Annotated in this window: 12 protein-coding genes; 10 read left to right on the plus strand and 2 right to left on the minus strand. The window is 36.0% G+C overall.

Going from position 1 to position 11,391, the window contains the following annotated elements:
* Positions 1-8: 8 nt before the first annotated feature.
* The 4 genes from J2Z40_RS00560 (at position 9) to J2Z40_RS00570 (ending at position 2,983) form a co-directional block, all read left to right on the plus strand.
* Entirely contained in the window at positions 9-437 is a 429-nt protein-coding gene (locus J2Z40_RS00560; RefSeq protein ID WP_066394844.1) for a threonine/serine exporter family protein, read from the plus strand.
* Between the two features lie 45 nt (positions 438-482).
* Positions 483-2,198, plus strand: a complete 1,716-nt coding sequence (locus J2Z40_RS00565; protein ID WP_066394842.1) for an ABC transporter ATP-binding protein — start codon at positions 483-485, stop codon at positions 2,196-2,198.
* A gap of 145 nt (positions 2,199-2,343) precedes the next feature.
* The gene (locus J2Z40_RS19925) at positions 2,344-2,469 is read left to right on the plus strand and encodes a hypothetical protein (protein WP_281064421.1); all 126 of its coding nucleotides are present in this window, start codon (positions 2,344-2,346) and stop codon (positions 2,467-2,469) included.
* A 100-nt stretch (positions 2,470-2,569) separates the two neighbouring features.
* Positions 2,570-2,983 carry a hypothetical protein gene (locus J2Z40_RS00570; RefSeq protein ID WP_066394840.1) on the plus strand — a complete coding sequence of 138 codons (414 nt, stop codon included), beginning with the start codon at positions 2,570-2,572 and terminating at the stop codon, positions 2,981-2,983.
* Positions 2,984-3,294: 311 nt separating this feature from the next.
* Here the strand turns inward: J2Z40_RS00570 and J2Z40_RS00575 are convergent, their stop codons facing one another.
* The gene (locus tag J2Z40_RS00575; RefSeq protein WP_066394838.1) at positions 3,295-3,636 is read right to left on the minus strand and encodes a cupin domain-containing protein; all 342 of its coding nucleotides are present in this window, start codon (positions 3,634-3,636) and stop codon (positions 3,295-3,297) included.
* A gap of 210 nt (positions 3,637-3,846) precedes the next feature.
* On the opposite strand from J2Z40_RS00575, the gene J2Z40_RS00580 reads away from it, so the two are divergent.
* The 3 genes from J2Z40_RS00580 (at position 3,847) to J2Z40_RS00590 (ending at position 5,425) form a co-directional block, all read left to right on the plus strand.
* On the plus strand, positions 3,847-4,047 hold the full coding sequence (locus tag J2Z40_RS00580) for a DUF1657 domain-containing protein (RefSeq protein WP_066394837.1): 201 nt from the start codon (positions 3,847-3,849) through the stop codon (positions 4,045-4,047).
* A 295-nt stretch (positions 4,048-4,342) separates the two neighbouring features.
* Positions 4,343-4,549: a DUF1657 domain-containing protein gene (locus J2Z40_RS00585; protein WP_066394828.1), complete on the plus strand. Its 207-nt coding sequence runs from the start codon at positions 4,343-4,345 to the stop codon at positions 4,547-4,549.
* Positions 4,550-4,564: 15 nt separating this feature from the next.
* Positions 4,565-5,425: a DUF421 domain-containing protein gene (locus J2Z40_RS00590; RefSeq protein ID WP_066394826.1), complete on the plus strand. Its 861-nt coding sequence runs from the start codon at positions 4,565-4,567 to the stop codon at positions 5,423-5,425.
* Positions 5,426-5,645: 220 nt separating this feature from the next.
* On the opposite strand, the gene J2Z40_RS00595 is transcribed toward J2Z40_RS00590, so the two are convergent.
* Complete coding sequence (locus J2Z40_RS00595; RefSeq protein ID WP_066394824.1) at positions 5,646-6,161, minus strand: hypothetical protein; 516 nt, start codon at positions 6,159-6,161, stop codon at positions 5,646-5,648.
* Between the two features lie 264 nt (positions 6,162-6,425).
* Between J2Z40_RS00595 and J2Z40_RS00600 the strand changes: the two genes are divergently transcribed.
* The 3 genes from J2Z40_RS00600 (at position 6,426) to J2Z40_RS00610 (ending at position 11,045) form a co-directional block, all read left to right on the plus strand.
* Positions 6,426-7,652: a C40 family peptidase gene (locus J2Z40_RS00600; RefSeq protein ID WP_066394821.1), complete on the plus strand. Its 1,227-nt coding sequence runs from the start codon at positions 6,426-6,428 to the stop codon at positions 7,650-7,652.
* A 401-nt stretch (positions 7,653-8,053) separates the two neighbouring features.
* The gene (locus J2Z40_RS00605; RefSeq protein ID WP_066394815.1) at positions 8,054-10,228 is read left to right on the plus strand and encodes a malate synthase G; all 2,175 of its coding nucleotides are present in this window, start codon (positions 8,054-8,056) and stop codon (positions 10,226-10,228) included.
* 52 nt (positions 10,229-10,280) lie between these two features.
* Positions 10,281-11,045, plus strand: a complete 765-nt coding sequence (locus J2Z40_RS00610) for an IclR family transcriptional regulator domain-containing protein (protein ID WP_066394813.1) — start codon at positions 10,281-10,283, stop codon at positions 11,043-11,045.
* The last annotated feature ends 346 nt before the right edge of the window (positions 11,046-11,391 follow it).

Genomic DNA, 11,391 nt, shown 5'->3' on the forward strand with positions numbered 1-11,391 from the left:
TTCGGTAAATGATTGTACATGTAATCACAAGTTTTATTGCTTCTGCGGCTTTCGGCGTTTTATTTAATGCACCGAAAAAATCAATCATTAAATGTGGATTAGTAGGTATGACTGGCTGGGTTGTCTACATATTACTAGTAAATAATGAGTATGAAGCTGTAGTCGCTTCATTAATTGCAGCTGTCGTTATTGCTGTTATTAGTCATATTTTTGCTAGAATATATAAAACTCCAGTCATTATTTTCAGTGTTTCTGGGATCATTCCGCTTGTGCCAGGTGGATTAGCTTATGATGCGATGCGTCATTTTGTTGTAGATGATTATAATGTTGCTGTTCAGCTTGCAGCAAAAGCGTTTATGATTTCGGGTGCCATCGCTGTTGGCCTCGTTATTTCTGAAGTTTTGTATCAATTAATATTAAAAATGAAAGTAAAATGATATAGTAGGAAAAGCATAGAATTTAGATAGATAAGGAGTAAAAATATGTTACGCCGATTTTTTTCATACTATATTCCACATAAAAAGTTGTTTACGATCGATTTTAGCTGTGCAGTAATTGTTGCAGTTTTGGAGCTTGCTTTCCCGCTCGCTGTTCAATGGTTTATCGATAGCCTATTGCCAAGTGGGAATTGGTCGATGATTGTATCTGTCAGTGCTGGCTTATTTGCTTTATATTTAATGAGTACATTTCTTCAATATATAGTGAATTATTGGGGGCATATGTTGGGAATTAACATTGAAACAGATATGAGACAGCAGTTGTTTCAGCATGTACAGCGCCAATCTTTTCGTTTCTTTGATAATACAAAGACAGGGCATATCATGAGTCGTGTAACAAATGATTTGTTTGATATAGGCGAGCTTGCTCACCATGGTCCAGAGGATTTATTTATTGCAATTATGACATTTTTTGGTGCCTTTTGGATTATGCTTTCTATAAATGTTGAGCTTGCTTTAGTTGCCATTTTAATTACGCCTATTCTTATCTGGTTGATTTCATACTGTAATATTCGTATGAATAAAGCATGGAAGAAAATGTACGGTGAAATCGCTGATGTAAATGCTCGAGTCGAAGATAGTGTTTCTGGTGTACGTGTCGTACAATCTTTTACAAATGAAGAGTATGAGATTAATCGATTCAAAACAAATAATCAAAGGTTCCGATTAGCTAAGCTTGTTGCATATAAAATTATGAGTTTCAGTTCGTCAGGTATTTACATGCTTACTCGAATGATGACATTAATTGTTCTTGTATTTGGTGCATGGCTGAGTTTTACAGGGAAACTTTCCTATGGTGAACTTGTTGGTTTTGTTCTTTATGTAAATGTACTTTTAAAACCAATCGATAAAATTAGTGCATTATTAGAGCTTTATCCGAAAGGAATGGCGGGTTTTAAACGATTCCTTGAACTAATTGATACGGAACCAGAGGTAGAGGATGTAAAAGATGCGATAGAAGTTGCAGGGCTTCGTGGGGATATTCGCTTTAATAATGTATCCTTTAGCTACGATGAACATAAGTCAGTGTTAGAAGGAATTGATCTTCAAATAAAGAAAGGTGAAACGATTGCCTTTGTTGGGCCTTCTGGAGCTGGAAAAACAACCATTTGTTCATTGATTCCGAGGTTTTATGATGTGACAAGTGGAAGTATTACTGTCGATGGGATCGATGTAAGAGATATGACAAAGCATTCCTTGCGATCACAAATTGGTATTGTCCAACAGGATGTCTTTCTATTTACAGGTACATTAAAAGAGAATATCGCTTATGGGATGCTTGGAGCAACAGATGAGCAAATTGAGACGGCAGCAAAAAGAGCTCATCTAGAAGATTTCATCGCTTCCCTTCCATTTGGGTATGAAACACAAATTGGTGAAAGAGGCTTGAAGCTTTCTGGTGGGCAGAAGCAGCGGATTGCGATTGCAAGAATGTTCTTAAAGAACCCTCCGATTCTTATTTTAGATGAGGCAACATCTGCATTAGATACAGAAACAGAGCGGATTATCCAAGCTGCTTTAAATGAGCTAGCGAAAGATCGTACGACACTTGTTATTGCTCACCGTTTGGCAACAATTCGTAATGCTGATCGTATTGTTGTCGTAACTGAAGAGGGGATCGCTGAGGAAGGGCGACATGATGAATTAATCGAAAGTGGCGGAATATTTGCCAACCTGCACAAATTACAATTTCAAAAATGATTGCCTAGCACAAGCTCGATGTAGCTTGTGCTATTTTTATGCCTATTTTATCTGATTAGGTTGTTTATATAAGCATGTCCTTTATATTTACATACAATAAATTTGTAAGGGTCCCTTAAGTTTGTGTGGGAGGGGGGGAATCGATATGTTAGTAACTCTTTTACTATTAGTCATCTTGCTCTTTGCTCTGGTCATCGCTTTCTTATTGGGGAATAGTACGCAGCAATCTGCAATCAGTGGTGCAATTACTGGACTATTACCAGTAGCATAAGAATAGACAAGCTGGGGGATTCTTTGTAATCTCCCAGTATTAAGCATTCCTATTTTTTGTTAGTGAGCAATTATTTAAATAAATGGAAGGAGGGAACAAAGTGAAAAGGAAAGAGAGGAAAGACATTTTATCAAATAATAATCAAGCAAATGATCTTGCTGCTCAGTTGTTGAAGAATCAAGATTCACTTGACTTTGGTTCTTTGATGAATATGGCGAATCATCTGTTAAAAGATGATTCGTTAATGGAAATGGTTGAAGAATTAGGAAACTCAAATCATCAAGTGCCACGTAATCAGTCAAGAAATATAAATCCAAGTACTGACTTTTCCATCTTACAACAACAAATGGATGAATTGAGAACAGAAATAACTCAAATAAAGAAAGATATAGCAGGCTTAAAAAAGCAAAACCCTTCACTCTTAGATTTAGGAATGAAAGTAGTCAATACAACTAGCGGAAATTTATTTAAGGGATTTAGCTTGCTACAAGGTGCAAGAAGCTTATTAAAATAATTTTTACTTGTATTGAGTGTTCAAAATGGAGGACAAAAAGAGTTGAGAAGTTCAAGAAGTGTGTCTTAGAGCACCGGAGCGTAATTTATTAGTATGTGAGGAGTGGATAAGCAAACTGGACGCGTGAATTAAGGCAGCTTTTTTTACCCAGACTTTCTGAACATCCTCTTGTAGGAACGATGCGGTATCTATGTATCCTCTCAGCTTAGGCAATCAATGGAAAAAATAATATGCTGCGGAAAATGAATGGGCAAAATAAAAATAGTGCTTGGAGTGCATAGTCTCCAAACACTATTTTATTTACATCTAGCTTATATTTCTTGAACATAACGTTCATCTGGAATTTTGTTCAGCATAACATACAAGCTTGTATTTTCATTTCCACTATTTGAAAAGGAGAATTCTTCTTCGCCACCAGCAACGATTACATCCTTTTCAGTTACTTCATGTGGAGTACCATCAATTGTTAGAGTCCCACCGCCTTGAATAACCATTAAGTAGACAGATGTACCAGGGTGTTTATGAGCTGGAAGTTGTTGACCAGGCATAAAGTTTAAAACAAAGACTGTACTTTCACCTTCACGAAAAAGAATCTTCTTTGTAAATTGCTTTTCACTGAATTCTTGAGCTGCTGTAACTGATTTTTTCTCCATTATTTTTCCCTCCACAATGAAAAGTATTTGCTACATATTAATGATAATCAATTTCAATTACGAGTTGTGTGATTAAAATCACCAATATATAGTATTTGTGTGAACGAGAAAGATATTTATGTTATTTTTTCCAAAAAGAACTTTTCATAATATGACTAGAAATAGAAATAATAATGCCTGTAAGTTATTTTATGAAAGAAGGAGATTAAATTGACAGTAGGTAACAATATAAAACAAACAATTGCAGGCTTAAAAAGTGCACAAGCTAGCTTCGAAACATTTGCTTTAGCAACGGATAACCAAGCAGCAAAACAGTTATATCAAGATGCCGCTCAACAAACGCAACAAATCATTGATAATGTTCAGCCACGTTTACAGCAAATACAGCAGGAAGAGCCGCAGTATAAATAGTATTCGCAAATGGGTTGGCTTATTTATTTGGCCAACCTTTTCATTATCATTCAGGATATTATAAAATCGCATGTTATGTATAACACTTTATGAGTAGTGTAGTCTACATCCAGATTCGGCGTCTACGCCTATCTAACTTCAGTACTGACTCCACAAAGATTGCGTCAATGTCGGTCTCGCTCTCACTGTGTTTTCTTTAATGGGAGGGGAAGACATCCACTTTGTAAGGCAAGATCTTTTGCGCCTGCACTTTTATTTTTTCGTTTGGAATAGAAACAAAGAGGGGATGAAAAAAATGACCATCATTTCAAATGTAAATCAATGTGTTTCAACATTAAAATCAATTGAAGCACAGCTATCTAGTTTAGCATTAAATTCCCAAACACAAGATGCTCAAAAAACGTTTCACGAAATGATGAACGTGATGAACGAGATAAGAAAGGATCTGCAATCACGCGCGAATGAAATGATACTAGAAGAACCACAATATAAAGAATCGTGAGTATGGGGTGAGATCATGTCAGAATGGAGTCATATTATCGTTCGTTCATTTTTATTGCTTTTCTTTTTATTTTTTATCACAAAAATATTAGGAAAAAAACAAATTTCACAGATTTCCTTTTTTGAGTATATCTCTGGTATAACAATCGGCAGCATTGCTGGCGAGGTAATTATGGGTATTGATAATAATATGTGGTATGGAATTGTAGCGATCCTCATATTTGGTGGTATCACATACTTAGTCGATTTATTATCTTTAAAAAGCAACTCATTTCGTGATTTTGTTGAAGGCAAGGGTACAATTTTTATTAAAGATGGGAAAATCATGGAAGATAATTTAAAGAAGGAAAAATACTCCTCTGATGAACTTGGTAGCTTACTTAGACAAAGGAATGTATTTAATGTAGCAGATGTAGAATTTGCGATTCTAGAACCATCAGGTGATTTAAGTGTTTTATTGAAGAAAGTAAATCGTCCACTCACATCTAAAGATTTAAATATAAAAGTAGCAAATGATCACGTTCCACAAATGATTATCAGAGATGGGGAGATTGTGTATGATGCATTGGCAGCTGCAGGAAAAAGTCGTAAATGGCTTGATTTAGAATTAGAGAAACAGAATGTCACATTAGATAATGTTTTCTATGGACAAGTGGATTCATATGGAGAACTAATTATCGATCTATTTGATGATAAAATTCAAGTGCCATCTCCGCAAACAAGACCACTGATCATGGCAATGCTGCGAAAATGTCAAGCAGACTTGGAGATTTTTGCATTAGAAACTGATTCTGCCGAGGCAAAAGAAATGTATAATCGAAATGCAAAAAAAATGCAGAACGCAATTAACATTCTTACTCCGTACTTATCGAACTAAAAAATAACCCCCAGCAATCATGCTAGGGGTTCATAGAAGGAGAGTTACAAAATTACGAATTATGGTCATCGACCGTCCATTGCTGTAGTTGGTAATTGATTACTGGTAAATGTGTGAATGGTTATCGGTCATCGGTTTGCCTTCACCATACAAACAGATTTGAAGTGTATCAAAAAGTTCTCCCTCTATGCCTTGAAGCAGAGTCTCACTCCTTCAAGGTTTAGAAATATTTCTCACGATCAAAATCAAGTTCAACTGCATAATTTTTTGCATTGATTAAATTGGACAACCGATTTGCCTGGCGGTCAATTTCAAGTGCTTGCAAACGATATTTTTCTGGATCAAATAAGGAAACCTTAATCATAGAGCTTGAATCACCAAGGGGATACAGAAATTCCTCTTTTGAAGCAGTGCCGAATGCTTTGTATTTACGTGCTTTTGCACGAAGCTGCGAAGCGAGCTCAATAGCCTCAACGATGGCAATTGCTTCATTATTAAAAATAACTTTATTTTCTACATTTGCTTGATACATTAATCGATCCAGGAGTCGAAAATCCATACGAACTTCTTCTATTTCTTCTTCTACTTCCTTCAATTGGCGAGCTTGAATTGGCCATTCAGTGCCTTTTTCAATTTCAATATAGGCTACGCGATCCATCTCTTCTTCTAAATCATGTATTCTTTTTGAGAGGACACTTTTTAATTTAACAGCGTCTGCTAGAGAAATCTTTGACATATTGTATCTCCCTTTTATCATTTTCTAACATAATATCAAATTTCAGCTTTTATTCATAGAATGATCTACTTCCAATTAAATGGGGTTGATTGAAATATTCTTGTAATATGAATAACATCTTCCTGTTAAATAGGGATGATATAATGCAAGAGGAGCGAAGGTACTGTCGAATAAAGTCGAAAACAATTACATATAATGACAAAATAGAAAATATTATTTACATATGAGCGAACAACTAGAGGAAAACGGAAGGCAGGCAAAATAATGAAAAAACAACTGGTGATTTTAAACACAACAATTATGCTAGGATTAGGAAGTACAATTGCAATTCCTTCTGTAAGTGCTGATTCTTTACAAAATCAAAAATCTACTATACAAAAAGAGCGCCAAGGGGTTCAATCAAACCTTTCAAAAGCGGAGCAGGAGTTAACCGCTATTCTAGAAGAGATGGCTAAATTAGATGCTCAAGTAAAAAGAATTGACCAGGCGATTCTTGATAATAATAATTTAATAGTAAAAACGGAGACAGATATTGTATCGATAAATAATGAAATAGAAGTGCTAAAAAAAGAAAAAGCTGTGATTCAAGAAAGAATTGATAAACGCAGTGAAATATTAAAGGTCCGTGCTGTTTCATATCAGGAGAATGGCAGTTCATCAATGGGCTATGTTGAGGTTCTTCTAGGTTCAACGAGCTTTGGTGATTTTATTGAAAGAGTAGGGGCAGTTACAAAAATTGTTCAAGCTGACCAAGAGATTTTAGCAGAGCATGAAGCAGATAAGAAGATCTTAGAAGAAAATCAAGCAGCAATCGAACAGAAGCTTACTGATTTACAAGATAAGAAAGTAGAGCTCGAGGGCATGCAAGCTTTAATGGAAGAGCAAAAAATTCAAAATGTTGATTTAAAGACAGAGCTTGAATCAAAAGAAAATGAAATAGTCGCTTTGAAAAATAGTCTTCAAATGAAAGATGGCGAGCTTGCTGCAAAAGAGTCGATCATTAAGCAAAGAATCGCAAGTCAATTTACACAGGAAAGCATTCCTGCAAGTGGAAATAATAGTTCATCTAAAGGGAGCAGTCCTAGTTACAATCCGCCGGTAGTTACCGGGGATATTAGTTCAATTATTTCAGCTGGGTACAAGTATATTGGAAATTCTGTTTATGTATTTGGTGGCGGTAGAACGGCTTCAGATATTGCAAACGGAAGATTTGATTGTTCTGGTTTTGTTTCATGGGCATTCGCACAAGGTGGAATCAGTTTACCTGCAAGTACTTCCTCGTTAAGAAATTCGGGATCTAAGGTTTCTGCGAGTGATTTGAAGCCAGGTGATTTAGTATTCTTTGATACATACAAGAAAGACGGTCATGTTGGCATTTATGTGGGTGGAGGAAGATTTATTGGTTCTCAAAACTCCACAGGGGTAGCAATTGCAAGTATGACAAGCGGCTATTGGAAAAATCATTTTAATGGTCATGTACGCCGTATATAATTGAAAGAACGTTCGATAAATAGATGTTGCTGCTAACGATCTAATAAAATGCCTGGCCAATAGTGGTCAGGTTTTTTTAAATTTAGGCTCTTTTCTAAAAGATTGTTGCTTTTGAATCAAATGTTTTACCAATTAAGTCGGTTGATTGGAGCACACGTACGCGGAAATCAACCATTACCAACTTTATCTTAATAAGCAACAATGTTTGCGAAAACATCCTTAATTTATGGTAGGAGATATATCCATTAAGTTATATAAATGATGCATTAGAACCTTTTTAAGTTGAATTTTTTGAAAATTATTGAAATTATAAGGTGGCATATGATATCCTTTTTATAATAAATTATGAAACAGTGTTTTGTAATAACAAACAAATAATATTATAAGGAGGAAGTCAGGAAATGGTTAAGTATCAGCAAGTCGGAAATTTATTAGTTGCAGAAGAATTACATGCATTTATTAATAATGAAGCTCTCCCTAAAACGCATTTAGAACAGGAGGATTTTTGGCGGGGGTTTGATGAACTCATACATGTTCTTTCACCGATAAACAAACAGTTATTAATAGAAAGAGATCAGTTACAGAAAAAAATCAATACTTGGCATAAAGAAAATCAAAAATTTGACAAAGTGAAGTATACCGCCTTTTTAACGGATATTGGATACCTTGAAAATGAAGGAGAATCTTTTGAAATAGGTACTGAAAATGTGGATGATGAAATTGCCATTCTGGCAGGACCCCAGCTTGTAGTACCTGTAAATAATGAGCGGTATGCATTAAATGCGGCAAATGCACGATGGGGAAGCTTGTATGATGCTCTTTATGGGACGAATGTTATTAGTGAAGAGGATGGTGCAAGTCGTGGAAGTGGCTATAATCCGATTCGCGGAGAAAAGGTCATTGCATTCGCAAGGGCATTTCTTGACCAGAAAATTCCTTTAAAAATTGGTTCCCATAAAAAGGTTGTAAAGTATCGAATTGCTGAAGGGAAATTACTTGCAACACTAAATGATGGGAAGGTTAGTGAATTACTTAATAATGATAAATTAATTGGATTTCAAGGGAATCATGAGAATCCAACGGCCATTTTATTTAAAAATAATGGATTGCATTTTGAAATTCAATTGGATCGGAATCACATGATTGGAAAAATGGATGGGGCAGGTATTAAGGATATTCTTCTTGAAGCAGCTCTAACAACGATCATGGATTGTGAGGATTCTGTTGCAGCGGTGGATGCTGAAGATAAAGTTCAAGTATATCGAAGTTGGTTAGGGCTTATGAAAGGTGATTTAACAGTTACTTTTAAAAAGGGAAACAAATTAGTTAATAGGCAGTTGAATCCAAATCGCAGCTATACTGCGCCAAATGAACAACAGTTTGAAATATCTGGTCGATCATTAATGTTGATTAGAAATGTAGGACATTTAATGACGAATCATGCCATTTTAGATAAAGATGGATTAGAGGTTTATGAGGGAATCATTGATGCAGTTGTGACGAGTTTAATTGCGAAGCATTCATTATTAGGGAATGGCCGTTATCAAAATTCAGCTAAGGGTTCCATTTATATTGTAAAGCCTAAAATGCACGGGTCAAAGGAAGTCGCATTTGCTAATCGTTTATTTGATCATGTGGAAGATCTATTGCGATTAAAACGAAATACATTAAAAATCGGTGTGATGGATGAAGAGAGAAGAACATCATTAAACCTGAAAGCTTGTATTCGTGAAGTGAAGGATCGTATTGCATTTATCAATACAGGCTTTCTTGATCGCACTGGAGATGAAATGCATACATCAATGGAAGCAGGTCTAATGGTTCGCAAAAATGAAATGAAGTCATCTACTTGGTTACAAGCTTATGAAAAATCAAATGTAAATCAAGGACTGATGGCTGGCTTCAAGGGGCGTGCCCAAATTGGCAAAGGGATGTGGGCGATGCCAGATTTAATGGCTGAAATGGTGAAGCAAAAGATCGATCATTTGAAGGCTGGGGCAAATACTGCTTGGGTACCGTCCCCAACAGCTGCTACATTACATGCTCTACATTATCATGATGTTGATGTAAAATCGATTCAGAATGACTTGATAAAGAAAATCTCATGTTTGCGCAATGAAATGCTAGAAATTCCTGTAATAGATGAACCTAAGTGGAGTCGTGAAGAAGTTCAGAATGAGCTTAATAATAATGTGCAAGGTATACTTGGCTATGTTGTTCGATGGGTTGAACAAGGAATTGGCTGTTCGAAAGTTCCAGATATAAATCATATTGGTCTAATGGAAGATCGTGCAACATTAAGAATTTCAAGTCAGCATATTGCTAACTGGCTTCATCACGGGATTTGTACGAAAGAACAGGTTCTAGAAACATTAAAGCGTATGGCTGTCATCGTTGATGAGCAAAATGCGGAAGATGCAAACTATCGCCCAATGGCCAGTAATTATGAAGATTCTATTGCCGTTCAGGCGGCATGTGAATTGATTTTTACTGGATATGATCAGCCTAGCGGCTATACAGAGCCAATTCTGCATAGAAGCAGATTGAAAGTGAAAGAAAAACTTGCGAGTAAGTGATCATTAGGGCAAGAAAATTGAATCAATCCCTTTACATTAGAGGTGAAAGATAGTGAATCGAGAAAATATGGTGAAATCAGTTGGCAGAGCATTGGATATCATCTCTATCATTAGCTCGAAAAGCGGCGGACTCGGTGTTACAGACATTTCAAAGCAAATGGATATAAATAAAAGCTCTGTTTATCGAATACTTTCAACACTTGTCCAATATGGTTATGTGGAGCAGGATACAGAAACCGAGCGATACAAATTAGGATATATGTTTTTAGAGATAAGCTCTAGGCTGTTGGAATCAATCGACTTGAGGACAGAAGCAAGGCCATTTCTGCTTGAGCTTGAAAAAGAAACAAATGAAGTCATCCATCTTGTCGTATATGATCAAGGGGAAGTAGTCTATATCGAAAAACTAGATGGAAATGAAGCGCTGCGGATGCATTCGAAAGTTGGAAAACGTGCACCGATGCACTGTACGTCAGTTGGCAAAGCGATTCTTTCTCATTTGCCAATGACTAATGTTGAAGAAATTCTTGAACGGAAGGGATTGCCTGTCCATACTGAACACACAATTACGGATAAAACAAACTTTCTTAATGAGCTTACCAAGATAAAGGAAAAGGGATTCGCTTTAGATTTACAAGAAAATGAGAATGGAATTACCTGTATTGCTGTTCCAATTTTTGACCATTTAGGGAGAGTTGCTGCTGCTGTTAGTATTTCAGGACCTACGATGAGGATGACAGAATCAAGGCTTGTGGTTCTACAGCCAAGAATGCTTGAAATAGGTCATCAAATTTCATCAAGACTAGGGTATAAATAATGATTATGTTGCCGAAGCGCAAGTTTAAAGTGCTTCGGTTTTTTAATTAGGTTTTTTCTAAAGTTTGATGTTTTTTTAAAAACAATTGATAGAAAGGATGGTTTACTAAATAGGTCGGTTGATTGGAGCGAAAGCGACGAGGAGGCTCAAGCGGACTACCCCGCGGAAAGATAACGCACGTACGCGGAAATCAACATTTACCGAATTATGTGTAAAATAGCGACAATGTTTATGAAAGCATCTTTTATTTTGCGAATGGATTTTTTTAGTGAAAGAATTATTTAGTTCCACTTGTTTGGTTATTTGAATGGATGGACGACCGATTCGGATAACCTATTTTTAAAAG

The organism is Cytobacillus eiseniae (assembly GCF_017874625.1).
In the GTDB taxonomy this organism is placed as follows: Bacteria; Bacillota; Bacilli; order Bacillales; family Cytobacillaceae; genus Cytobacillus; species Cytobacillus eiseniae.